The following is a 23,583-nucleotide window of genomic DNA, read 5'->3' as shown; positions in this document are numbered from 1 at the left end:
GCCAGAACTGCCGCCCTTCGCAGGTTCAAGTGTCCGGAGGTGTACGGACGGGTATGGTAGATCCGACTTCCGACCTCGAAGAGGACGTCGACGAGGAGTCCGCGCCGCGCTGTGCGACCTGCGGGGAGCCGGCGCTGGGAGCCGACCGACGGACGGTGACGTGGGTCGACGGCGACGACGCGGTGCACCGGAACTTCTGCTCGGAGGCCTGTCGCGGCGAATGGACGGACGAGCGGCACTCGGTGGGGAGCTAACCGGAGGGGTGGACCGATCCGAACCGGACAGTCGATGTCGCGGCGCGGGAGGCTTTTTCACGACGGGGGTGGTATCGGTCAGTATGATATCGCTCGACGAGGCCGTGACGGCGCGACTGGAGTCGCACGGTGAACGGTTCGAGGTGCTGATCGACCCCGACGCCGCGCTCGCGATGAAACGGGGGGAGTTCGAGGGCGACTTGGAGGACGTGATCGCCGCCGAGGACGTGTTCGAGAACGCGTCGCGCGGGGATCGGCCGGCCGAGGAGGACCTAGAGACCGTGTTCGGCACGACCGATCCGCTCGAGGTCATCCCCGAGGTCGTCGAGCGCGGGGAGATCCAGATCACCGCCGAGCAGCGCGAGGAGATGATGGAACGCAAGCACAACCAGCTCGTCACCACCATCACGCGCAACGCCGTGAACCCGCAGATGGACGACTCGCCGCACCCGCCCGAGCGGATCGAGCGCGCCCTCGAAGAGGCGGGCTTTCAGGTCGACCCGATGGAGCCGGTCGAGAACCAGGTCGACGACGCCCTCGAGGCGCTCCGCCCCGTCATCCCGATCCGATTCGAGGAGGTGACGATGGCGGTCCAACTCCCCGCCGACTACGCGGGCTCCGGGCAAGCCCAGATCCGCGAGTTCGGTGACCTCGAACGCGAGGAGTGGCAGAACGACGGCTCGTGGGTGGGCGTGCTCACCTTTCCGGCCGGGCTTCAAAACGACCTGTACGACCTCGTCAACGAGGTCACGTCCGGGGAAGGCGACGCCCGCGTGATCAAGGACAAAGACGAGCTTCGGACGCGGTGAGGCGTCGACCGCGCCGCGCCCGGCGGTCGGTTTCAACGATCGCCATACGTGCCGCGGCCGAGAGCTTCATACCCGGCCGCGGACCTCTTTCTCGTCATGCACGAGCGCGCGACTGAGTTCGCGGAACGAGCGCGAGACCGACACGGCGTCGACCTCGACGTGCTGGAGTTCGACGCGGGGACGAAGACGGCGGCCGCGGCCGCCGACGCCGTCGGCTGTGACACCGCGGCGATCGCCTCCACCATCGTGGTGTCGCTCTCGGAGCCGGAGCGGGAGGCGGGTCCGGAGTCCCTCGTCGCGGCTATCACGAGCGGCGCGAATCGGCTCGATCTGGACGCGGTCGCGGAGCGGTTCGGCGCGGCCTCGGCGGCGATGGCGAATCCGGAGGAGATACGCGAGGTCGTCGGCTGGAGCATCGGTGGCGTGCCGCCGATCTGTCACGACGCCGCGCTGCCGACCGTCTTCGACCCGACGCTCGCGGGGTACGACACCGTCTACGGTGCGGCGGGGACGCCGAGCGCAGTGTTCGCGATCCCTCCCGAGCGGCTCGCGGATCTCGCTGACGCGACGACTGTCGATCTCACGGGGTAAACGGATCGCCCGCCAGGTTCGCCCGCGGAACCCACGTTGTTAATCGAACCCGCTCTCGCGCCCGAGATTTATTAAACTTCTATTGTGAAATAACAATACTTTTCTGTTAAAACGCGGTAGTGACGGGTATGGCTCACTCACGTCGATCGGTGGTGAAGCGCGGCGCGGGACTGCTGGCCGCCGGCGCGGCGACCGCTCTCGCCGGCTGTTCTGGCGCCGCGGACGAGGGCACCGCCGGGTTCGACGGCGGGTACGCCGCCTTCTTTACGCTCAACGACTGGGCGAACGCGGTCGCCGGCGACCGCGCGAGCTTCGAGAGCCCCGTCGAGGTCGGCCGTCTCGGCCACGGGTGGACGCCTGACGGCAACCTCGCCGCCGACATCGCTTCGACCGACGCGTTCGTCTACCTCGATAGCCCCGAGTTCTCGTGGGCGCAGGACCTCGCCGCGACGCTGGAGGCCGACTACGACTCCGTCGCCGTCATCGACGCGCTCGCCGACGTCGAGGACGATCTCCTCGACTGGAACCATTCGCACGAGGACGAGGAAGGTGAAGACGGACACGACGGGGAGCCCCACGACGAGGACGAGGACGGCCACGACGGCGAAGGAGACAACAACGACCGCCAGTACGATCCCCACGTCTGGGTCGATCCGGTTTTCGCGGCCGAAATGGTCGACACCATCGCGGCCGGGCTCGGCGAGGCCGATCCGGACAACGCCGAGGTCTACGCCGATAACGCGGCCGCGTACGCCGAGGAGCTCGACGGAGTCGACGCCGCGTTCGAGTCGATCGCCGAGGACGCCGCCCGCGACGTGGCCGTCATCGCGGGCCACAACTCCTTCCAGTACTTGGAGGCGCGCTACGGGTTCCGGCTCCACTCGCCGGTCGGCGTCTCGCCGCAGAACGAGCCGAGCCAGAGCGAGATCGCCGACACCATCGAGCTGGTGAACGCCGAGGGAATCGACACGATCCTCTACGACCGCTTCGAGTCGACCAGGCTCGCCGAGACGATAGTCGAGAACAGCGACGCGACGGAGACGACCGCGGTCTCGCCGGCCGGCGGCACGACGGAGGAGTGGAACGACGCCGGCTACGGCTACCTCGAACAGATGACCGAGGTCAACGTCCCCGCGTTCGAACGGGCGTTCGGCGCGTAGTGAGGGAATCGGTGAACGAGCCGCGGCCGACCCGCCGGCGCGACGACGGACTAAAAGAGCTAAACGTTCGGGCGACCCAGATCGGACACACGCAGTGACCGCAATCGTCGACCTCGACGGCGTGACGTTCTCCTACGGCGACACCGTCGCCGTGAGCGACGTCTCTCTGACGGTCGAGGAGGGCGACTTCCTCGGGCTCGTCGGGCCGAACGGCTCCGGGAAGACCACCCTGCTCCACCTCATGCTCGGACTCCACGAGCCCGACGCGGGCTCTGTGGAACTGTTCGGGCGACCGGTCGAGGAGTTCGACGACGGCGGCCGGATCGGCTACGTCTCACAGAAGGCGACCAGCCGGGGCGGCGCGATGCCGGTCACCGTCCGCGAGTGCGTTACGATGGGTCGGTTCGCGCACGCCGGCCGAGGGAGGCTCTCCGAGGCCGACCGCGTCGCCGTCGCGGACGCGATCGAGACGGTCGGCATCGACGACCTCGCCGACCGGCTCGTCTCGGAGCTGTCCGGCGGGCAGAAGCAGCGGGCGTACATCGCTCGGGCCCTGGCGAGCGACGCGGACCTCCTCGCGCTCGACGAGCCGACGGTCGGCGTCGACGCCGAGTCGCGCGACGCCTTCTACGCCCTCCTCGACGAGCTGAACGACGAGGGGATCACCATCATCCTCATCGAACACGACATCGGCGTCGTCACCGACCGCGCGAACCGCATCGCCTGTATCAACACCGAGCTGTACCACCACGGGGACACCGAGTCGTTCGTCGAGAGCGACGCCCTCGCGGAGGCGTACGGCACCACCGGACAGGTCGTCCACCACCACCACTGATGAGCGGGACCGCGACGCCGGACGGCGAGGGGGAGACCGAATCGAACGCGAACGCGAGGCCTGACCGCGGGCTCCGGCGGCGGATCGAACTCGCCGGCATCGGCCTCACCGCGTTCGTCGCGCTCGGCATGCTCGGGTTCCTCCTCCTCTACTGGGCGCAGGACCTCCCGGTCGCGAGCGATCTATACGCCGCGTTCCGGTCGTTCGGGCGGGGGATGGACGCCGCCTTCGGGACGAACGTGTTCCGGCACCCGATCATGTGGCAGTCGATGGCGGTCGGCGTGCTCGTCGGGGTCGTCGCGCCGCTCGTCGGGTCGTTCCTCGTCCACCGCGAGATGGCGCTGATCGGCGAAACGCTCGCGCACACCGCGTTCGCGGGCGTCGCGATCGGCATCCTCGTCAACGCCGCGACGGGCTGGAACGGCTCGCTGCTTCTGATCGCCTTGGTCGTCGGAATCCTCGGTGCGCTCGTGGTCCAGTGGCTCACCGAGCGCACCGACGCCTACGGCGACGTGCCGATCGCGATCATGCTCAGCGGGAGCTTCGCTGTCGGCACGCTGATCGTCAGCTACGGTCGGGGGCTGACGGCGATCAACATCGAGGGGTACCTGTTCGGGAACCTCGCGGTCGTCACGGCCGAGGGCGCGCGACTGATGGGGGCGCTGTCGATCCTCGTCGTCGCCGGGGTCGCGTTGACGTACAAACAGCTCCTGTTCATCACCTTCGACGAGCAGGCGGCCCGCGTCGCCCAGCTGAACGTCACCGGCTACAACACGCTGCTCGTGGTGATGACCGCGGTCGTCGTCGTCGGCGCGATGCAGGTGCTCGGCGTCATCCTCGTCGCCGCAATGCTCGTCGTCCCGGTCGCGGCCGCCTCCCAGATCGCCCGGAGCTTCCGCGAGACGATGTACCTCGCGGTGATCTTCGGCCAGCTGTCGGTGATCGGCGGATTCGCCGTCTCGATCGGCCTCGGGCTCCCCTCTGGAGGGTCGATCGTCGTGACGGCCATCGCGCTGTACCTCGCGAGCATCGTCGGCTCCGGCTTCTCGGTGAAGGCGATCTCGGCGCACGGGTGAGGACGGATCGAGACCGCTCGGGAAGGGACTGTCAGCGGACCGCGCCCGGTTTCCACAGACCCTTATGTACGGCTCCCGTCCGACGGGTATGGGAGATACTGAGACCTACACGGTCACCGACCCCGACGGCAACGAGGAGTCGTTCGAACTGCCCGCCGGCCTCGTCGACGTGCTCAGCCAGCAGGGCGAGGAGCCGACCCGCGTCGTCAGCGACGTCGTGGTGCAGGCGATGGCCCAGCAAGCCCACGTCATCGCTCACCACAGCGAGGGCGAGGTCCCGGACGACATCGCGGAGATGAACGACACCGCCGCGGAGCTGTTCGAGGAACGCTTCGGTCAGTCGCTCGAGGACGCGCTCGGCCACTCGCACTGATCGGTTCGCTCGATCCCTTTTAAACTGCAGTCGCTCCGGCCGACCGCTTAAGCGGCCGGGACGCGTAGTGTAAACATGGATACCGACTCGGACGCGCCGGTGCTGATCTTCGACGGCGACTGCCCGTACTGCTCGGTGGCGGCCGTCGCGCTCCGGCGGCTGGAGGGCGTCGTCGCGGTGCCGTGGGAGGCCGAGCCCGTCGGCCCGTTCCTCGACGCGCAGTTCGGCTCGCGCCCGTTCGCGATGGTGTTCGTCGACCCCGGCGAGAGGCGGGTGTACGCCGGCCGCTCGGCGGCGGAGGAGCTGGCCGAGCGCGCGGGCACCCCCGAGATCGTCGGCGGGCTGGTGCGCGACAACTACGACCGGATCGCCGGCGTCGTCGGAACTCTGTCTGGGCGGGGTCGCGACCCCGCCGACGTACACGACACCTACGATCTGACCGAGGCCGCGAGCGAGCTCGTGGACGACCTCCGTCCCGCGGCGAGCGAGCGGCCGGAGGCGCTGTCGTGAGCGGGGGCAGAGCGGGAGCGGATTCTGACGACCCGGGCGGCGGCACCTACACCCTCCTCGTCGAACTCGCGTCGCCGGCGGCGATCGAGGTCGGCGCCCTCGGGGAACATCGGTTCGAATCCGGCGTCTACGCCTACACGGGCAGCGCGCTCGGCGCCAGCGGGTTCTCCCGCGTCGACCGCCACCGTCGGACCGCTCGGGGCGAACACGACGTGCGCCACTGGCACGTCGACTACCTGCTCGGCCGCCCCGACGCCCGGATCGACCGCGTCGTTCGGAGCGTCGGCGCCGACGTGGAGTGCGCGGTCGCCGACCGACTCCCCGCGGGCCCGGTCGGCGGCTTCGGCGCGTCCGACTGCGGCTGCGGGAGCCACCTCGCCGCGGCCGGCAACGTGGGATCGGTCGACGAATCCACCGCGCTGGTCCGCGAGGCGCACGAGGACGCGGTCGCGGAGACGGACGGCTTCGTCGACGTGGTCGCCGGATCGGCGGAGGCGGTCGACGGCGGCGTCGACGACGTGAGCACGACCCGGTGAGCCGTCTGGAGGTCGCCAGCCGACCACACTGCCAACCTACAGGTCGTACCGCTCGACGATGTCGGTGAGCTGTTCGCGACGCCCCTCGATCGCCTCGTCGCGCAGCGCCTCCTCCTCCGGCGTCGGCGTCGTCAGCTCCGGGACGCTCGCCGGGTTCCCCTCGTCGTCGAGCGCGACGAACGTGAAGTAGGAGGTCGTCGTGCGGCGCTCCTCGTCGGTACGGGGGTTCTCGGCGCGCACGTCGACCTTCACGTCGAGGCTCGTGGTCCCCACGTTGAACACATACCCCTCGATGACAGCGACTTCGCCCATCTCGATGGGGGAGATGAAGTCGACGTGGTCCATCGAGGCGGTGACGACCTGTCGGTTCGAGAAGCGCATCCCGGCGATGGCGCCGCAGATGTCCATCCAGTGGAGGACCGCGCCCCCGAGTGCTCGTCCGAGGTTGTTCGTGTCGTTCGGCAACAGCAGTTCGGTCATCTCGGTGTACGACTCCGCGACTGTTGCCGTCTCGTCCATGTCGTCGGTGGGACGGCGGGCGACTTCAACCCGGTGACCGGCGTCGGGCGGCTGGCGGTACGGGGGTGCGGCTGGCGGTACAGGGGCGGGCGGCTAGCGGCGCCGAACAGGGGCGGCTAGCGGCGCCGGACAGCGGGCGGCGCGGGAAGTCAGGCCCCCTCTTGAGGGCCGTCGTCGAACCGGACCGAGTCCTGCGAGCGTCCCGCCTCGTCGATCACCTCGTCGGAGACGACGATCGGACAGTCGATCCGGACGGCGAGCGCGAGCGCGTCGGAGGGGCGCGCGTCGAAGACGAACCGTTCCGGCTCGCCGTCCTCGTACCGCTCGGCGTCAACCTTCGCGTAGAAGGTACCGTCTCGGAGGTCGTCGACCCGGACGCGGTCGATCGCTCCCCCGAACTCGGTGAGGATATCGACGAGGAGATCGTGCGTCAGCGGCCGATCGAACGGCTCGCCTTCGAGCGCCATCCCGATCGACTGGGCCTGATCGGCGCTGACGAAGATCGGGACGTACTCGTCGCGCGCGGACAGGATGACTGCCGGCACGTCGCCGCCGGGTGCGGAGCCCGCTCCGACCCCGACGACCTCGGCTTCGTGTTCCATACCGGATCGTGGCGGCGGCGACATGAATAGCTGTCCCACGCGATCGCTGGCAGCCCCGGTGACTCCTCGCTCGGGTAGCGGACCCCCTCAGCGGTCGCCCCAGTACCAGTACGCCCAGCCGATCGTGAACACGAGCGCGGCGCCGAGGAAGAATACGACTCCGGGCTCGAGCAGCGAGACGGCGTAGTCCGCCAGCGGATCGACGACGTACTCGACGGTGCCGTCGATCTCTCCGCTTCCGCCGCCGTCGGGGGAGGACTCAATAGTGGGCCCGTCCGCGGCGTCTTCGGTCGCGACGTCGCCGCCGTCGCTACCGGCGCTCCCGTCCGTGCTCCTCGACACGCGGGCGGTCGGTCCGGTCACCGAGAGGACCCGCTGGGCCGCGACCGCCGCCAGCCCGATGATCCCGTAGCCGCCGAGCAGCCGCATCAGCGCCGACTTGATCCCGCGCGACGCCTCCGAGCCGCCGGCGAAGAGCACGAGCGGCTCGTCCGCGGCCGCGTACACCTCCATCTCTCGGCCCTTCTCGGAGTAGGTCGTGTCGACGACGTCGACGAGGTCGGCGCCGTCGAGCTTCGAGAGGTGGTACTGGACGTTCTGGAGCGAGGTGTCGACGGCGTCGGCGAGCTCCGATTTGGTCGCCGGCTCGTCGTGGAGGCGCGTGAGTATCTCGCGCGCCGTCTCGGAGCCGAGCGCGGCGATGAGCTCGTCCGCGTCGTCGTCGTCGACGCCGACCACCCGGGGCTCTCTGTCTTCGGGGGTCGCGTCGGGGAGGGAGGGCAACAGCCGCGACATACCGGCCCCTCCGCGCCGTGAGGATACAAATTTGTTGGATCTTCGAGGGGGAGACGCGGGGTCACCGACTCACAAACCCTAAACGCGACGACGGAGTACGTCGTGGCAATGACAGAGACGCCAGGGGGATCCGACGGCGCGTCCCCGCCCCCGACGGCGAGCGACCCGGCGCCGACGGAAATCGACTCGGCGTCGACCGGCGGCGAGGGTGCCCCTGCGAGCGGCGCGATCGGATCGCCTCCCGACGGCGGCGACGGAGACGGCTCGGTGACGGTGGTCGGAACCGCGCACGTCTCCGAGCAGTCCGTCGACGAGGTCGAAGAGACGATCGAGCGCGAGCGGCCCGACGTGGTCGCCGTCGAGCTCGACGAGGGCCGGTACCGCCAGATGAACGGCGAGAGTCCCGACGACCTCGACGCGAGCGACCTGTTGCGGGGAAACACGGTCTTCCAGTTCCTCGCGTACTGGATGCTGTCGTACGTCCAGACGCAACTCGGCGACCGCTTCGACATCGAGCCCGGCGCCGACATGCGGGCCGCCATCGACGTCGCCGAGGGGCTCGGCATCGACGTGGCGCTAGTCGACCGGGACATCCAGACGACGATCCAGCGCTTCTGGGCCCGGATGTCGATCGCCGAGAAGTTGCGCATGGTGGGCGGGCTCGCGTTCGGCGTCACCGACTCCCGCGTGGTCGGGGTGTTGGTCGGACTGTTCGTCGGGATCATCGCCGGCCCCGTGATCGGGCTCTTCGGCGGGAGCGTCGGGGTCACCGACGCGCTGTTGACGAGCGTCACCGGCGGCGTCCTCGCCGCGGTCGCGGTCGCGATCGCCGTCGATCAGGTCGGGAAAGTCGCGCTCTCGCCCGACGGACGCCTCTACGCCGCGGCGATACTGGGCGTCTCCTCCGGAATCACCGCCGCCGCGGTCGGCGCGCTCGACGGGCTCGTCGAGACGTACCTCGGCGGCTTCGCCGTGACGGCGGTCGGGAGTCTCGGGCTCGGAATCTCGCTCGGCCTGACCCTCGGCGTGTTCGCGTCTCTCGCGATGACCGTCGTCGGGCGGGGCACCGGCGAGCCCGAACACGGCGGGATCGAGGAGCTGGGGATGGAGGACCTAACCGACACCGACGTGGTGACGATGATGATGGAGGAGTTCCGGCAGTTCTCTCCGGGCGGCGCGGAAGCGCTCATCGACGAGCGCGACGCCTTCATCTCCCACCGGCTCGTCGCCCTCCGCGAGGCCGGGTACGACGTGGTCGCCGTCGTCGGCGCGGGCCACCGCGCGGGGATCGAGGGGTATCTCTCCGATCCCGCGTCGCTCCCGCCGATGGAGGACCTCGTCGGGAAGGAGCGCGGGCGGGGACTCCCGTGGAAGAAGGCGATCGGCTACGCGATCACCGTCGGGTTCGTGGGCTTTTTCGTCCTCCTCGCGCTCGCCGGCGTGGAGAACGCGTTCCTGTTCCGGCTGTTCGGCGCGTGGTTCCTGATCAACGGCGCGTTCGCGTTCGCGTTCGCGAAGCTCGCCGGCGCGCGCTGGACCTCGGCGGGGGTCGGCGGTGCCGTCGCGTGGATGACCTCGATCAACCCGATGCTCGCTCCCGGTTGGTTCACGGGCTACGTCGAACTCCGGAGCCTGACGGTGAACGTCGGCGACATCGGGCGGCTCAACGAACTGCTCTCCGACGAGACGCAGTCGCCCTCGGAGCTGGTCTCCGCGATGCTCGACGTGCCCCTGTTCAAGCTCATCGTCGTGGTCGCGATGACGAACATCGGCAGCATCGTCGCGAGCTTCCTGTTCGCGGTGTACGTCATCCCCGCGATGTTCGGCGACGTTGGCGGCGTCGACGAGGTGGGGCGGCTCATGATCGAGGGGGCACAGACCGGCGCGGATCTGATCCGGAGCGCGGTCACGGGTGGAGCATGAGTCGGTGCCTTGCGGTGGGCATAACCCGACGCGCCGGTGAGGTGAACGCATGAGCGGAACCCTTCAAGGCCGCCGGATCGCCGGCCTCTACTTCAGCGGGACCGAGATCCGCGACCTGGTGGTCGCGTGGCTCGCGCTCGGCGTCGCGTTCACGTTCTTCTTCGTGAACGGCACCGCCGGCTTCGATCGGCTGCTCGCGGCGGGCGTCGTCCCGCCGCTGCTGGTCGGTCTGCTCACCGCGGGCGTCGCGTTCCTCCTCCACGAGATCGCTCACAAGGTCGTCGCGGTCCACTACGACCAAGTGGCCGAGTTCCGCGCGGACAACAGCATGCTGTTCCTGGCCGTGATGAGCTCGCTCCTCGGCTTCATCTTCGCCGCGCCGGGCGCGGTCCACCACAGAGGCCGACTGACGCCCGAGGAACACGGCCACATCGCGCTGGCGGGACCGGTCGTCAACCTCCTGCTCACGCTCGTGTTCCTGCCGGCGCTCCTGCTCGGTCCGGTCATCGGGAGCCCGGTGGTCACGCTGATCGGCTCTCGCGGGATCGCGATCAACGTCTTCCTCGCGGCCTTCAACCTGATCCCGTACGGCCCACTCGACGGGAAGACCGTGATCGGGTGGAGCAAGCCGGTGTGGGCCGGCTTCTTCGCCCTCTCCGTCCTGCTCACGGTCGGGCTCGTGTTCGTTCTCGGGCTCGGCTTCGGCGGGCCGTTCTGAGTCGGGCGGGGGATCCATCGCTGACGTCTCGGTCGCTCGGTGGGAACGGTGCGCTTTTGCTCCGCGGGCGTCCCTCGACACACATGACCGAGGGCGACGGCGAAGACGACGGAAACGCGAGCGGAGGCGACGCCGACGACGAACTCACCTACGCGGACGCGGGCGTCGACATCGACGCCAGCGAGGCGGCGACCGCCGCGCTGATCGGCGCGGTCGGCGAGGGAGAGGGCGACTACGCCGGTCTGCTCGACATCGGCGACCGCTACCTCGCGCTGGCGACCGACGGGGTCGGGACGAAGCTCCTCGTCGCCGAGGCGCTCGGCGACTACTCGACGGTCGGGATCGACTGCATCGCGATGAACGTCAACGACCTCGTCGCCGCCGGCGTCCGCCCCGTCGCGTTCGTCGACTACCTCGCGGTCGACGAGCCCGACGAGCGGTTCGCCGAGCAGGTCGGCGAGGGGCTCGCGCGCGGCGCCGACCTCGCCGACATGGAACTCGTCGGCGGCGAGACGGCGGTGATGCCCGACGTGATCAAAGGCCTCGATCTGGCGGGGACCTGCGCCGGGCTCGCCGCGAAAGAGGCCGTCTTCGACGGTGCGGCGCGGCCGGGAGACGCGCTGGTCGGCTGGGAGTCGTCGGGGATCCACTCGAACGGGCTCACGCTCGCGCGCGAGGCCGCGACTCGCGAGCACGCGTACACCGACCCGTGTCCGTTCGAGGGGTACGAGACGGTCGGCGAGGCCCTCTTAGAGCCGACCCGGATCTACACCGACCTCCTCGACCCGATGCGCGACCACGGCGTACGCGGCGCGGCCCACGTCACCGGCGGCGGCTGGACCAACCTGACGCGGCTCGGCGCGAACCGGTACGTCGTCGACGACGCGTTCGACCCCCAGCCGGTTTTCGAGTTCGTGCAGTCGGTGGGGGGCGTCTCCGACGAGGAGATGCACCGGACGTTCAACATGGGGACCGGCTTCGTCGCGGCGCTCGACCCCGACGCGGCCGAGTCGCTGGCCGCCGAGACCGACGGACGCGTGATCGGACGGGTGGAAGACGGGGACGGTGGCGAGGAGGGAAGCGTCGCGATCCGCGGACTAGAGTTATAAATGGACGCTAGCGTGAGGACCGTTTCTGACGGAGTTCTAAGTGTTCGCTGATAAACGGTTACTCGCGCGGTGGACCGCTTCCGATTTTCAGATGATCGCTTATAAATCCGTAACTTCGGCTCGACGGCGGACACTTCCAGAGCCTCAGCCGCTCATTTATAAATCGTTGATCACGAACCGGTGGAGCATACCTCCAAAGCCCCAGCCGCGAGGACGGCACACGCTCGCTGTCGTTCGAGACGCCAAAGGCGTCTCGTGATGACGAGAGAGCGTAGCTCTCTCGAACCACGCTCCTCACTCGGTCGCTCACTTCCTTCGCTCCCTCGTTGCGGTGCTTACGTCGTCATCAGAACGCTTCGCGTTCTGACTGGCTCACGAGAGCTTTGCTCTCGTGAACGCCTGTGCCGTCCTCGCGGCTACCCCTTTGAATCCCACCCACACCGCAACCGCAGCCTCACACCTCCCCAGCCTCGCGGCTCCCTTCGGTCGCCGCGTCCCTCGCACGCGCTCCGAGCGCCCAACGGGCGCTCGGAGGCGCGCGCCACCGCACCGCTGCGCTTGTTTATAAGCAGTCGTCGCCGTCTCGCGCGGCGTCGACCCTGTCCGCCGTCGACTCCAGCGTCTCGGCGAGTGTCCGCGCCTGCGCGGTGGAGAGGTCGATCTCGTCGGCGTGGGCGGTGAGGTCGTCGATCGCCGTGTCGTCGAGTTCGACTTGCAACGTGACGTGCTCTGGGTCCTCCCGAGGCGCGGTGACGTTCACGACGCCGGGGGCCTCGCTCTCGAACTCGTGGCCGCGGGCGCGCCCCTCCACGAGATCGAGCGTCGTGTAGGCGTTCACGCGGAGCAGTCGATCGCTCATCGGTTCGCCTCCGGGTCCGTCGAGCGCATCGTCAGTCGTCCGCCGGCGTCGGCGGCGCGTCCTCCATCGCGTCGTCCTCGGCGTACGGGTACCAAGTGCGCTTCGTGTTGTGCATCATCGGGTCCTCGTAATCGGTCTCCTCGGGCTCCACGAGGGCGTCGAGCTCGTCGTCGTCGTAGCGGGCGACGAACGCTCGGAACGACTCGCCCTCGTCGCGCTCGGCGGCGAAGCTCTCCACGAGATTCGCGAGCGCGCCCGGCACCTCGTCGACGGGCACGCGCTGGGTGACCCACCGGGCGAACTGCGGATCCTCGCCGAGCCCGCCGCCGAGCCCCACGTCGAGCGCCTCCACGGGGTCCCCGTCCTTGCGGGTCTTCATCCCGCGCAGGCTCACGTCGGCGATCTGCGGCTGGGCGCACGAGGCCGTACACCCGGAGAGGTGAATGTGGAACTCGTCGACGTCGTCGGGGAGGTCGACGTTGGCCTTCAGCCAGCGAGCGAATCGGACCTGTCGGTTCTTCGTCTCCACGATCGACAGCGAGCAGAACTCCGTGCCGGTACACGCGACCGAGCCGCGCATGAACGGCGAGGGGGAAGGCGAGTAGTGGTCGAGCAGCGGCTCGTCGAGGAACTCGTCGAGCGCGTCGTCCGGCACGTCGGTGACGACGACGTTCTGGCGCTGCGAGAGCCGGACCTCGCCGGAGCCGTACTCCTCGGCCAGGTCGGCCAGCTCGAGCACGTCGTCGGCGCCCATCCGCCCGACGAGCACGTTCAGCCCGACGAAGTTCTCTCCGTTTTTCTGGTCGTGGACGCCGATCAGGTCGTTGCGCTCGCCCTCGCCGGCGTTGTAGGTGTACTCCTCGCGAACGTCCCGGCCGGCGGTCTCCAGCTCGAAGTCGACGTACTCCTCCTGTAGCGTCTCGCGGACCTCGTCCGCGCCCCACTCGTCGACGAGGAACTTCACCCGCGCGTTGTACCGGTCCTCGCGGTCGCCGTAGTCGCGGAACAGCGCGGAGAGCCCGCCGGCCACGTCCGGCACCCGATCCGGGGGGACCCACACGTCGATGTCGCGAGCGAACCGCGGCTCGTTGCGGGCGAGCCCGCCACCGACTCTGACGTTGAATCCGACGGTGTCCTCGGTCTCGCCGCCGGCTCCGTCTCCGCCGCTGCCTCCGCCGACCGCCTTGTACGCGGGCTCGAACGCGAGGTCGTTGATGTCGCCCTGCCCGGAGCCGTCGGCGGAGCCGGTCACCGACACCTTCCACTTCCGAGGGAGGTTCGCGTGGTCGTCGTTCCCCTTGAACGTCTCGTTGAGCTCGGAGATTACGGGCCACGCGTCGATCACCTCCTGTCCGTCCTTGCCCGCGACGGGGTTCCCGACGATGTTCCGCCACGAGTCGCCGCAGGCCTGTTGGGTCGAGAGCCCGTTTTCCTCCAGCTTCTCGAAAATGGCCGGCACGTCCGACAGCTCGATCCAGTGGAGCTGGATCGACTGTCGGGTGGTGAAGTCGGCGTACGCGCCGCCGAAGATCGGGTTCACCCCGGGGCCGCGAGCGTACTCGTCGGCGATCTCGCCGACGGTTCGGAGCTGTCCCGGCTCGAGCACGCCGTTCGGGGTCCCGATCCGCATCATGAAGTACCCCTCCTGTCCGTTCCGCTGGTGGTACAGGCCCCACCACTTGAAGCGCTCGAACCACGCGTCCCGCTCGTCGTCCGGGATCGAGTCGAACCCCTCCTCGGCGAACTCGAACAGGCGGTCGCGGATCTCGTTGCCGTACACCTCCGATTTCCAGTTCTCGACGTCTGTTGGCATCGATCCGGTGTACAGCCGACGACCACATAGGCGACCGCGTCGAGTCAACCTTCCCCGGTGCTGCACCGATGTGGCATATGTTTCCGCTACCCTCAGCGTCGCACCCGGCGGACCGCGGAACGGTCGAGTTCGGTGAACTCACCACCACGTACCCGGCCGACGGGGATCCAGCCGGTGGTTCCCGTCGCCCCGCAGGCGATACACTGACCGTAGGCCCGGACCTCCACGGTCGAGCCGTCGACGCCGACCGACTGGAAGTTCTCGACGACCAGGTCGGTGAGCGCGCACTCGCACAGTTCCGGTGCGTCGAGGCGCCACAGTTCGCTGACACGCACTTCCCGGCCGTCGTTGACGGAGATCCACGCCCCGTCGTCGAGGACGCGCAGACGAGTGGTCACACCCCCAGTTCGCCCGCAACGACCCAATGCGTGACGGTGGTCGCAATCGGCGACCGTTTCGATGACGCCGCAGGATCGGGAAAACCGACGGACTGCAAGGCGATCGACCGTAAAATTAGCTTCCTGACTACCGGACACGAACTCCGGTATCCGAGAGTACTGGTCTGATTTACATGTGTGGCGATACTTATGGCTCGTACGCGCTTACGGTGGTGTGATGACCGATTCGGTCCCCGAGGCCACCGACGATCCACTCGCTGGCCCGGTCGACGACCGCGAGTATAGACAGCACGCGTCCGCGGACGTAGCGCCCGAACTCTTCGGCGATACCCCGGAGGGACGATGACGCAGCGAGGCGATCGACAAACGACCGACGACGACCGAGAAGCGGCCGAAAGCGACCAGCGAGGGGAGGTAGACCCAGAGAGAGAGGCGGACGCCGACCCCGACGACGGCACGGACCACCTCGACGACATCGAGGACGGCGCCGGCTGTACGGAGATCTGGGAGCGGCTCTCGGAGCGACGGGAGGGGTGAGGACGCGCGGGACGGCTCGACCGTCTCGGGTGAACGTCGCGTGCGACGCGGATCGCCCTACGACAGGTGCGCGGCGATGTCGGCCTCGGTGATGATGCCGACCGTCTCGCCGCCGTCGGTCACCATCACCGCCTTGTAGTGGTCAAGGAGGTTCCGGACCTCGTCGACGGTCGCGCCGGGCGCGACCGTGGGGAACGATTCGCTCATCACATCGCTGACCGGGTGATCGCCGACGTTCTCGCCGGCGTGGATCACGTCTCCCTGACTGATCGAGCCGACCGGGACGCCGTTCTGGAGCACCGGTAACTGCGAGTACGCCTCCTCTTCCATCAGCTCGACCGCCTCGCGAACCGCGTCGTCGGGAGCAACGCTTATCACCGTCTCGTTCATCAGGTCGCTCGCGCGAACGACCTTCCCCTCCGCTTCGTGGAGCGCGTTGACGATACGTCGGAGCGTCGAGAGCCGAGGGTCGACATCGCCGCCTTCGATCCGCGCGATGAGCGGCTGCGAGACGTCCGCGGCGTCGGCGAGCTCGCTCTGGGTCAGCTCCAGCGTCGTCCGCCGCTCGCGGAGGTCCTGTGGCGTCGGGAGTTCCATACGCTGAATAACTAGGGGTTATTAGAAAAGGTTTCGGCAACGACCGATATCGCGGGCGCCCTCGCCGTGTCGATAACGCCGGTAGCGACGCGCCGGCGTCGGTACGACGCGCCCGCGGCCAGCCCTCCTAGCGATCAGCCGTCAGAGCGTTCACTGCCCGGCGTCGACGTCGGCGTCCTCCTCGTCGCCCTCGGTCTCGATGACCTCGATGACCTCGAGGGGAACGTCGCGGAGCGCGCCGCCGACCTCGCTTTTCGCGATCCGCTCGGCGTGCTCCTCGCTGTCGGCGTTGAAGATGTCGATCTCCAGGAGGAGTCCGACGAGGGCGGTGTTCGCGGCGAGGAACGCGGCGTCGAACGGCTCCCCGCAGACCGGACAGCCGGTGACGCCGGGCTCGACCTCGACGTACTGCTTGTCCGTCTCGTTGAGTCGCTTGCCGGCTTCGCTGACCGCGACGCCGATGGCGTCGTCGGTCTCCTCGACGTCACGGACCAACCAGGCGGCTTCCATCGCGACTTCGTAGTTGCTCATACGCGAGCCGACGGGCCGCAGGGTTTCCTTTCTTGTGGTTCGCCCGCGGTCACGGGTCTCGATCGCACGGAGAAGGGTTGCGGCAGTCGCGGCCTACAGTCGGTCGACGATCGCCGCGGTGACCTCGTCGGTCGTCGCGTCGCCGCCGAGGTCTCCGGTGCGCGGGCCGTCGGAGAGCACGCCCTCCACGGCGTCGCGCACCCGCTGGCCCTCCTCGACGTGGCCGAGGTACTCAAGCAGCATGGCGGCCGAGAGAATCGCCGCGGTCGGGTTCGCGATCCCCTCGCCCGCGATGTCGGGCGCGGTGCCGTGGACCGGCTCGAACAGCGCGTTGTCGTGGCCCACGTTGGCCGAGGGAAGCAGACCGAGCCCGCCGACGAGCCCGGCGGCCAGATCGGAGAGCACGTCGCCGGCGAGGTTCGGACAGACGACCACGCCGTACTGGGTCGGGTCGAGCGGGAGCTTCGTCGCGAACGCGTCCATCAGCTCCTCGTCGGCGTCGACGCCGCGCTCCTCGGCGACCGCGAGCACCTCCTCGCGGAACCGGCCGTCCGTCTCGCGCATCACGTTCGCCTTGTGCGCGACCGTGAACCCCTCGTCGGGGTCGCCGGCGGGGCCTCGCTCGTCTTCGACGAACTCGCAGGCGAACTCCGCCAGCTCGCGGGAGGCCGACGAGGTGACGACCCGCGTCAGCGTCGAGAGGTCGTCGCTCAGGCGGTCCTCGTGGCCCGAGTAGACGCCCTCGGTGTTCTCGCGGAGGAAGACCACGTCCGTCTCCGGCCGGACCGCGTCGACGCCGGGGTACGCCTTGGCGGGCCGGACGTTGACGAACGAGTCGACCGCCTTGCGCAGCGGGAGGATGACGTCGGCGGCGGTCTCGCCGGCCGCGCCGAACAGCGTCGCGTCCGCGTCGGCCGCGAGCTCGTACGTCTCCGCCGGGAGCGCATCGCCGGTCCGCTCTTTCACCGCGTCACCCGCGTCGCCCTGAACGAACTCGAAGTCGACCGGGAGCGCCTCCAGCACGTCGACGGCGGCCGGAACGACCTCACGGCCGATCCCGTCGCCCTCGATGACGACGACCTCGTGGCTCACGCCTCGTCCTCCGGGATGTGCTCGGCCGGTACGTACGGGAGCGACCGTGCGGTCTCGCGGACTGCGCTCTCGTTCGCGCCCATCAGCGCCGTGGTGTCCCAGACGCCCTCGACGAGCGCCTTCCGCTGGGCGTCGTGGACCGTCGCGTCGACCACGGTGTCGCCGTAGGTGATCGTCTCCGCGGCCACGTCGATGTCGACCTCGGCGTCGGGGTTGGCCTCGACGTAGTCCTGCAGCGCCTCGATCTCCTCCTGATCCGCCGTGACGGTCGGGATACCGAGCGCGAGGCAGTTGCCCGCGAAGATCTCCGCGAAGGACTCGCCGACGACGGCGTCGATCCCCCAGCGCATCAGCGCCTGCGGAGCGTGCTCTCGCGACGAGCCGCAGCCGAAGTTGGCGTTGACGACCAGGACGTTCGCGCCCTGGTACTGCTCCTCGTTGAACGGGTGGTCCTTCTCGTTGTCGTCGTCGTCGAACCGCTGGTCGAAGAAGGAGAACTGGCCCAGCCCGTCGAAGGTGACGACCTTCATGAACCGCGCCGGGATGATCTGATCGGTGTCGATGTCGTTGCCCCGGACCGGGATCCCGGTGCCGGTGACCTCGGTGACCTTCTCCGCCGGTGCCTCGCCGGCGCTGAACTCGGGCGAGCTCATACGGTCGCCACCTCCTCCATCTCGCGGACGTCGGTGACCTCGCCGGTCACCGCCGCGGCCGCGACCATGATCGGACTCATCAGCACGGTGCGCCCGTCCTTCGAGCCCTGCCGGCCGACGAAGTTCCGGTTCGACGAGGAGGCGCTCGCCTCGTCGCCAACCAGCTGGTCGTCGTTCATACCGAGACACATCGAACAGCCGGGCTCGCGCCAGTCGAAGCCCGCCTGCTTGAAGATCTCGTCGAGCCCCTCAGCCTCGGCGGCGTCGCGGACCCGCTGGCTACCGGGGACGACCATCGCGCGCACGTCGTCGTCGACCTCGCGGCCCTCGACGAACGCCGCGGCCTCGCGGAGGTCCTTCAGCCGCGCGTTGGTACACGAGCCGAGGAACGCCACGTCGATGTCGTACCCCTCCATCGTGTCGCCGGGATCGACGCGCATGTGCTTCTGCGCGCGCCGCGCCGTGTCGCGGTCCTCTTCGGGGAGGTCGTCGGGGTCCGGGATCGGCTCGGTGATGCCCGCGGTCTGGCCCGGCGTGGTCCCCCACGTCACGGTCGGCTCGATGGCCGATCCGTCGATGGTGACCACGTCGTCGTACTCGGCGTCGTCGTCGGTCCGGATCGACTCCCAGTAGGGTTTCAGCCGCTCGAACTCCTCCGGGTCGTCGGCGAAGGCGTCCGTCTCCGCCAGCCACTCGTAGGTGGTCTCGTCGGGATTGACGTACCCCGCGCGGGCGCCGCCCTCGATCGACATGTTGCAGATGGACATCCGCCCCTCCATCCCGAGGTCCTCGATAGCCTCGCCGGCGTACTCGTACACGTAGCCGACGCCGCCGTCGGTCCCGAGCTTCCCGATGATCGTGAGGATGACGTCCTTCGCGGTGACGCCCTCACCGAGCTCGCCCGTGACCTCGATCTTGCGGACCTTCTGCTTCTCCATGGCGATACAGCCCGTCGCCAGCACGTCGCGGATCTGCGACGTGCCGATGCCGAACGCCAGCGCGCCAAACGCGCCGTGCGTCGACGTGTGCGAGTCCCCGCAGACGATCGTCATCCCCGGCTGGGTGAGCCCCTGCTCCGGCCCGATGACGTGGACGATCCCCTGATCGCCGGAGTCCGGGTCGGAGAAGTCGATACCGGAGCCGCGGACGTTCTCCTCCAGCTCCGCCATCATGTTCTCGGCGGCCTCGTCGCGGTAGGGCCGATCGCGGTTGCCGGTGGGCACGATGTGATCGACGGTCGCGTGCGTGCGCTTCGGGAACGCGACCTCCTGGTCGCGCTCTCTCAGCATGCCGAACGCCTGCGGACTGGTTACCTCGTGGACGAGGTGGAGCCCGACGAACAGCTGGTCCTGTCCGGTGGGCAGCGCCGTCACCTTGTGGCGGTCCCACACCTTGTCGTACAGGGTCCCCTCGCTCATCGGGACTCACCCGCGTGGCGCGTGGTCCGCGTGGTCTCACAGGCCCGGTTCGCGTCGCCGCGTACGCCCATCAGGCGGTCACCTCGGCGGAGTCCTCCTCGTCTTCTTGCTCCTCCTGCCACGCGAACAGGCCGCGCAGCTCCTCGCCGACGGCCTCGATCTCGTGGTTCTTCTCGGCGGTCCGGAGCTGGGTGTAGGAGGGTCGACCCGCCTGGTTCTCCGCGATCCACTCGCGGGCGAACTCGCCGTTCTGGACCTTCTCTAAGACCTCTTCCATGTTCTCGCGGGCGTGTTCGTCGACGACCACGTCGCCCTGCGTGAGCCCGCCGTACTCCGCGGTGTCGGAGACGGAGTCCCACATGCCGCCGAGCCCGTCCTCGTACATCAGATCGACGATGAGTTTCAGCTCGTTGAGGCACTCGAAGTACGCCATCTCCGGGGAGTAGCCGGCGTCGACCAGCGTCTCGTACCCCTGCTTCACGAGCGAGGTGACGCCGCCACAGAGGACGGCCTGCTCGCCGAACAGGTCGGTCTCGGTCTCCTCGCGGAACGAGGTCTCGACGACGCCGGCGCGGGTACAGCCGATCGCGGCCGCGTACGCGAGCCCCTCGTCGTGGGCGTCGCCGGTCGCGTCCTGGTAGACAGCAAGCAGACCGGGCGTCCCCTCGTCGTTCTCGTAGTTGCGGCGCACGAGGTGGCCCGGCGACTTCGGCGCGACCATCGTCACGTCGACGTCCTCGGGCGGCTGGATCTGGTTGTAGTGGATGTTGAACCCGTGCGCGAACTGGAGCGTGTCGCCCGCGTCCAGGTTCGGCTCGACGGCGTTCTCGTACACGTCCGGCTGGACCGTGTCGGGCACGAGCACGCTCACGATGTCGGCCTCGGCGGCCGCGTCGGCGGGGGTCTCCACGCGGAGCCCGTCGCTCTCGGCTGCGCTCCGGGAGGAGCTGTCCTCGCGGAGGCCGACGATCACGTCGACCCCGCTCTCGGAGAGGTTCTGCGCGTGCGCGTGGCCCTGCGAGCCGTAGCCCAGCACGGCCACGGTCTTATGGGCGATCGCCTCCTCGTCGGCGTCTTCGTCGTAGTATACAGTCGAATCGAACGTCTGCGTGTCGTCTTCGGTCATGTGTATCGTGTGAGTTCGCGTGTCAGTCGTCGTGCGTCGTCGGTTCGCCGGCCGTTCCGGGTTTCTCTCCGGGCGCCGTCGGCGTGTTCCCCCGCGCGAGGGCGGTTGGCCCCGTCCGCGCGATCTCGACGATGCCGAACCGCTCGAAGGCGCCGATCGCGTTGTCGATGCTGGCGTTGTCGCCCGTGAGTTCGACGGTGATCGTCTCCGGGCCGGCGTCGACCGTCCGGCCGTCGTACATCTCGGAGACCGCGTGGACCGCGGCGGGGTCGTCCGCCTGCACCTTCAACAGGACGAGTTCGGAGGTGACGGCGTCGCCGGCGACCTCGCCGACCGAGATGACCGGCTTCAGCTTCGCCATCTGCTTTTCGATCTGGTCGATGCCCGGGTCGGTCTCCTCGACGACCATGGTGATCCGCGAGTGGCCGTCCACGGTCGTCGGACCGACGGTGAGGCTCTCGATGTTGAACTGGCGGCGGGAGACGAGCCCGGAGACGCGCGCGAGCACGCCCGGCTCGTCCTCCACCAGCGCCGAGATGACGGCGCGGCGCGACTCGTGTTCCGCCTCGACGACGGGGTCGATGCGGATCCCTTCGAGGTTCCGGCGCCCCTCGGGGTGGTCGCGCTCCTCCGGCGCGGGCTGTTCGCTCGGTGCGGGCCGAGAGTCGGCCTCGGGAGCGCCGGCGTCGGACGCGGAGCCGCCGTCGGTCGCGGGCCGAGAGTCGTTCGAGTCACCGCTCATAGCTGGTCCTCCGCGGTGGCGAACTTCCCGTTCGCACCGCCGCTCGGCACCATCGGCAGGACGTTCTCCTCCGGATCGACGTGGAAGTCGATCACGGCCGGCCCGTCGTAGTCGAGGGCCTCCTCGACCGCGGGCGCGACCTCGTCGTAGTCGTCGACGCGGAGCCCGAGGGCGCCGAACGCCTCGGCGAGCTTGTCGAACTCGGGCATCCACGTGTAGTCCGAGGCCATGTGGCGGCCCTCGTAGAAGGCGTCCTGCCACTGACGCACCATTCCGATGTACTCGTTGTTCAGCACGGCGATCGTGACGTCGAGGTCCTCGCGGACGGCCACAGACAGCTCCTGCATCGTCATCAGGAAGGAGCCGTCGCCGTCGAAACACACCACGTCGCGGTCGGGCTCGCCCATCGCGTCGGCCGCGACGCGCGCGCCGACCGCGGCGGGCACGCCGTACCCCATCGTCCCCAGGCCGTGCGAGGAGACCCACGTCCGGGGCTCCGTGTACGTCCAGAACTGGGAGGCCCACATCTGGTGTTGGCCGACGCCGGTCGTCACGATCGTGTCGTCGTCGGTGGCCTCGTCGAACGCCTCGACGACGAACTGCGGCTTCAGCGGCTCGTCCTCGGGCGTCGCGTACGTGAGCGGGTACGTCTCCCTCCACTCCGCGCAGCGCTCGCGCCACGCCTCGGCGTCGGGCGCCTCGCGGACCGCCGCGGTCAACTGGTCGAGGACGCGCTCGGCGTCGCCGATCAGCGGGTAGTCGGCGTGGACGTTCTTCGAGATCTCGGCCGGGTCGATGTCGACGTGGACGACCTCGGCCTCCGGCGCGAACGTGTCGATCCCGCCGGTCAACCGGTCGTCGAACCGGGTACCGACCGCGATCAGGCAGTCGGTGTGGGTGATCGCCATGTTGGCGTAGCCGGTACCGTGCATCCCCGCCCACGAGAGACAGAGGTCGTCGTCCTCGGGGAACGAGCCGATGCCGGGCATCGTCGTCGTCACCGGGATCCCGTACGTCCGCGCGAAGGTGCGCGCGGCGTCGCTCGCGTCGGCTTTGATCACGCCGCCGCCGAACAGGCACACGGGTCGTTCGGCCGCCTCAATCGCGCGAGCGGCCTCCTCGACCGCGTCGGCGTCGGCGTTCGGGTCGGGGTCGGTTCCGGCCGGCGGCGTCGCCGGCCCGGGCGTCTCGTCCGTCTCGCCCTGCGTCACGTCCTTCGGCAGGTCGACGAGCGTCGGGCCGGGCCGTCCAGCGCGCGACAACTCGAACGCCTCGCCGACGGTGTCGCCGACGGTGTCCGCGCCGTGCGCGAAGTAGTTGTGCTTCGTGATCGGGCGGGTGACGCCGACCGTGTCGGTCTCCTGGAACGCGTCGTTGCCGACGAACTCGGTGGGCACCTGCCCGGTCAACGCTAACATGGCGTCGGAGTCCATGTCGGCGTCGGCGATGCCGGTAACGAGGTTGGTCGCGCCCGGTCCCGAGGTCGCCAGACAGAGGCCGGGCTCGCCGGCCACGACGCCGTAGGCGTCGGCGGCGTGGGACGCACCCTGCTCGTGGGCCATCGTCACGTGGCGGATCGAGGAGTCGTACAGCGCGTCGTAGACGGGCATGATCGCGCCGCCCTGCACGCCGAAGGCGGTCTCCGCGCCGGCGGCCTCCAGCGCGGCGACGACCGACTCGGCGCCGGTCGACACCGGTCCCGCGGTGGGACCGTCCGCGTCGCTCGGATCGTCGGCGTCGGCGTCGGCGGACTCGGCCGCGCCCTCCGCGTCGTCGTCTCGTGGCTGTGCTGCTGTGTCGCTCATTGTCGTGGTGATGTTCGGTGGTGCATCTCGCGGGTGTGAGAGTCGGTCGATCCGAACGCCGGGTCGCCGGACGAGAACGGGCTCGCCCGTCGGCGTTCGTCGATGCGTGGCGTCGGTGAGGAAGGTGTGGTGTAGGGGATTATACCCCTACAATGATCGGCGCGACGGCTCCGGCGACGTCGGCGGTCGTCGGGGTCACGGT

Annotated in this window: 28 protein-coding genes; 14 read left to right on the top strand and 14 right to left on the bottom strand. The window is 69.1% G+C overall.

Going from position 1 to position 23,583, the window contains the following annotated elements; translation table 11 throughout:
* Positions 1–53 precede the first annotated feature (53 nt).
* The 9 genes from FGL94_RS01080 (at position 54) to FGL94_RS01040 (ending at position 6,144) form a co-directional block, all read left to right on the top strand.
* Positions 54–254 carry a DUF7576 family protein gene (locus FGL94_RS01080; protein ID WP_144920118.1) on the top strand — a complete coding sequence of 67 codons (201 nt, stop codon included), beginning with the start codon at positions 54–56 and terminating at the stop codon, positions 252–254.
* Positions 255–337: 83 nt separating this feature from the next.
* Positions 338–1,063: a ribosome assembly factor SBDS gene (locus FGL94_RS01075; RefSeq protein WP_144920116.1), complete on the top strand. Its 726-nt coding sequence runs from the start codon at positions 338–340 to the stop codon at positions 1,061–1,063.
* Between the two features lie 96 nt (positions 1,064–1,159).
* Entirely contained in the window at positions 1,160–1,654 is a 495-nt protein-coding gene (locus tag FGL94_RS01070; RefSeq protein ID WP_144920114.1) for a YbaK/EbsC family protein, read from the top strand.
* Between the two features lie 128 nt (positions 1,655–1,782).
* Entirely contained in the window at positions 1,783–2,814 is a 1,032-nt protein-coding gene (locus FGL94_RS01065; RefSeq protein ID WP_144920112.1) for a metal ABC transporter solute-binding protein, Zn/Mn family, read from the top strand.
* A gap of 94 nt (positions 2,815–2,908) precedes the next feature.
* A complete protein-coding gene (locus FGL94_RS01060; RefSeq protein WP_144920110.1) occupies positions 2,909–3,649 on the top strand; it encodes a metal ABC transporter ATP-binding protein in 741 nt (246 codons plus the stop codon).
* On the top strand, positions 3,649–4,725 hold the full coding sequence (locus FGL94_RS01055) for a metal ABC transporter permease (RefSeq protein ID WP_144920108.1): 1,077 nt from the start codon (positions 3,649–3,651) through the stop codon (positions 4,723–4,725). Before FGL94_RS01060 ends, FGL94_RS01055 begins: the two co-directional genes overlap by 1 nt.
* A gap of 88 nt (positions 4,726–4,813) precedes the next feature.
* Entirely contained in the window at positions 4,814–5,098 is a 285-nt protein-coding gene (locus tag FGL94_RS01050; protein WP_008004266.1) for a DUF7545 family protein, read from the top strand.
* A gap of 75 nt (positions 5,099–5,173) precedes the next feature.
* Positions 5,174–5,608 (top strand): thioredoxin domain-containing protein, encoded by a 435-nt coding sequence (locus tag FGL94_RS01045; RefSeq protein ID WP_144920107.1) that lies wholly within the window; start codon positions 5,174–5,176, stop codon positions 5,606–5,608.
* Positions 5,605–6,144 carry a GIY-YIG nuclease family protein gene (locus FGL94_RS01040; protein ID WP_144920105.1) on the top strand — a complete coding sequence of 180 codons (540 nt, stop codon included), beginning with the start codon at positions 5,605–5,607 and terminating at the stop codon, positions 6,142–6,144. Before FGL94_RS01045 ends, FGL94_RS01040 begins: the two co-directional genes overlap by 4 nt.
* 36 nt (positions 6,145–6,180) lie before the next feature.
* On the opposite strand, the gene FGL94_RS01035 is transcribed toward FGL94_RS01040, so the two are convergent.
* From FGL94_RS01035 to FGL94_RS01025, 3 genes are all read right to left on the bottom strand, one after another.
* The gene (locus FGL94_RS01035) at positions 6,181–6,663 is read right to left on the bottom strand and encodes an acyl-CoA thioesterase (protein WP_144920103.1); all 483 of its coding nucleotides are present in this window, start codon (positions 6,661–6,663) and stop codon (positions 6,181–6,183) included.
* A 149-nt stretch (positions 6,664–6,812) separates the two neighbouring features.
* The gene (locus tag FGL94_RS01030) at positions 6,813–7,265 is read right to left on the bottom strand and encodes a bifunctional nuclease family protein (protein WP_144920102.1); all 453 of its coding nucleotides are present in this window, start codon (positions 7,263–7,265) and stop codon (positions 6,813–6,815) included.
* An 87-nt stretch (positions 7,266–7,352) separates the two neighbouring features.
* Positions 7,353–8,060: an ArsR/SmtB family transcription factor gene (locus FGL94_RS01025; RefSeq protein ID WP_144920100.1), complete on the bottom strand. Its 708-nt coding sequence runs from the start codon at positions 8,058–8,060 to the stop codon at positions 7,353–7,355.
* Positions 8,061–8,168: 108 nt separating this feature from the next.
* Here FGL94_RS01025 and FGL94_RS01020 point away from each other — a divergent pair, with 108 nt between their 5' ends.
* The 3 genes from FGL94_RS01020 (at position 8,169) to purM (ending at position 11,810) form a co-directional block, all read left to right on the top strand.
* Positions 8,169–9,983 carry a TraB/GumN family protein gene (locus FGL94_RS01020; protein ID WP_144920098.1) on the top strand — a complete coding sequence of 605 codons (1,815 nt, stop codon included), beginning with the start codon at positions 8,169–8,171 and terminating at the stop codon, positions 9,981–9,983.
* A 49-nt stretch (positions 9,984–10,032) separates the two neighbouring features.
* Positions 10,033–10,701 (top strand): zinc metalloprotease, encoded by a 669-nt coding sequence (locus FGL94_RS01015; protein ID WP_144920096.1) that lies wholly within the window; start codon positions 10,033–10,035, stop codon positions 10,699–10,701.
* An 83-nt stretch (positions 10,702–10,784) separates the two neighbouring features.
* A complete protein-coding gene (purM, locus tag FGL94_RS01010; protein ID WP_144920093.1) occupies positions 10,785–11,810 on the top strand; it encodes a phosphoribosylformylglycinamidine cyclo-ligase in 1,026 nt (341 codons plus the stop codon).
* A 562-nt stretch (positions 11,811–12,372) separates the two neighbouring features.
* Here purM and FGL94_RS01005 read toward each other — a convergent pair.
* The 3 genes from FGL94_RS01005 to FGL94_RS00995 all read right to left on the bottom strand — a co-directional run bounded on the left by FGL94_RS01005 (position 12,373) and on the right by FGL94_RS00995 (position 14,880).
* Positions 12,373–12,669, bottom strand: a complete 297-nt coding sequence (locus FGL94_RS01005; protein ID WP_144920091.1) for a DUF6360 family protein — start codon at positions 12,667–12,669, stop codon at positions 12,373–12,375.
* Between the two features lie 31 nt (positions 12,670–12,700).
* Positions 12,701–14,482, bottom strand: coding sequence for a nitrite/sulfite reductase (locus tag FGL94_RS01000; RefSeq protein ID WP_144920089.1), 1,782 nt, complete (start codon positions 14,480–14,482; stop codon positions 12,701–12,703).
* 92 nt (positions 14,483–14,574) lie between these two features.
* Positions 14,575–14,880, bottom strand: coding sequence for a hypothetical protein (locus tag FGL94_RS00995; protein WP_186313303.1), 306 nt, complete (start codon positions 14,878–14,880; stop codon positions 14,575–14,577).
* Between the two features lie 217 nt (positions 14,881–15,097).
* On the opposite strand from FGL94_RS00995, the gene FGL94_RS18745 reads away from it, so the two are divergent.
* Complete coding sequence (locus FGL94_RS18745) at positions 15,098–15,226, top strand: hypothetical protein (RefSeq protein ID WP_277752596.1); 129 nt, start codon at positions 15,098–15,100, stop codon at positions 15,224–15,226.
* Positions 15,223–15,417 carry a hypothetical protein gene (locus tag FGL94_RS00990; protein WP_144920087.1) on the top strand — a complete coding sequence of 65 codons (195 nt, stop codon included), beginning with the start codon at positions 15,223–15,225 and terminating at the stop codon, positions 15,415–15,417. The genes FGL94_RS18745 and FGL94_RS00990 overlap by 4 nt, the downstream gene beginning before the upstream one ends.
* Before the next feature lie 57 nt (positions 15,418–15,474).
* Here FGL94_RS00990 and FGL94_RS00985 read toward each other — a convergent pair whose 3' ends face one another.
* The 8 genes from FGL94_RS00985 to ilvB all read right to left on the bottom strand — a co-directional run bounded on the left by FGL94_RS00985 (position 15,475) and on the right by ilvB (position 23,381).
* Positions 15,475–16,014, bottom strand: coding sequence for a CBS domain-containing protein (locus FGL94_RS00985; RefSeq protein ID WP_144920085.1), 540 nt, complete (start codon positions 16,012–16,014; stop codon positions 15,475–15,477).
* A gap of 150 nt (positions 16,015–16,164) precedes the next feature.
* Positions 16,165–16,545 (bottom strand): DUF555 domain-containing protein, encoded by a 381-nt coding sequence (locus FGL94_RS00980; protein ID WP_099255021.1) that lies wholly within the window; start codon positions 16,543–16,545, stop codon positions 16,165–16,167.
* 93 nt (positions 16,546–16,638) lie between these two features.
* On the bottom strand, positions 16,639–17,637 hold the full coding sequence (locus FGL94_RS00975) for an isocitrate/isopropylmalate family dehydrogenase (protein WP_144920084.1): 999 nt from the start codon (positions 17,635–17,637) through the stop codon (positions 16,639–16,641).
* Positions 17,634–18,290, bottom strand: coding sequence for a 3-isopropylmalate dehydratase small subunit (leuD, locus tag FGL94_RS00970; RefSeq protein ID WP_144920082.1), 657 nt, complete (start codon positions 18,288–18,290; stop codon positions 17,634–17,636). Before leuD ends, FGL94_RS00975 begins: the two co-directional genes overlap by 4 nt.
* Positions 18,287–19,708, bottom strand: a complete 1,422-nt coding sequence (gene leuC, locus FGL94_RS00965; protein WP_144920080.1) for a 3-isopropylmalate dehydratase large subunit — start codon at positions 19,706–19,708, stop codon at positions 18,287–18,289. Before leuC ends, leuD begins: the two co-directional genes overlap by 4 nt.
* A gap of 70 nt (positions 19,709–19,778) precedes the next feature.
* Positions 19,779–20,834, bottom strand: coding sequence for a ketol-acid reductoisomerase (gene ilvC, locus FGL94_RS00960; RefSeq protein ID WP_144920078.1), 1,056 nt, complete (start codon positions 20,832–20,834; stop codon positions 19,779–19,781).
* Between the two features lie 22 nt (positions 20,835–20,856).
* Entirely contained in the window at positions 20,857–21,576 is a 720-nt protein-coding gene (gene ilvN / locus FGL94_RS00955) for an acetolactate synthase small subunit (protein ID WP_144920076.1), read from the bottom strand.
* Positions 21,573–23,381 carry a biosynthetic-type acetolactate synthase large subunit gene (ilvB, locus tag FGL94_RS00950; RefSeq protein WP_144920074.1) on the bottom strand — a complete coding sequence of 603 codons (1,809 nt, stop codon included), beginning with the start codon at positions 23,379–23,381 and terminating at the stop codon, positions 21,573–21,575. The genes ilvN and ilvB overlap by 4 nt, the downstream gene beginning before the upstream one ends.
* Between the last annotated feature and the right edge of the window lie 202 nt (positions 23,382–23,583).

It is taken from the genome of Halorubrum salsamenti, from assembly GCF_007671685.1.
GTDB lineage: Archaea > Halobacteriota > Halobacteria > Halobacteriales > Haloferacaceae > Halorubrum > Halorubrum salsamenti.
This window is presented reverse-complemented; position numbering and strand designations above follow the sequence as displayed.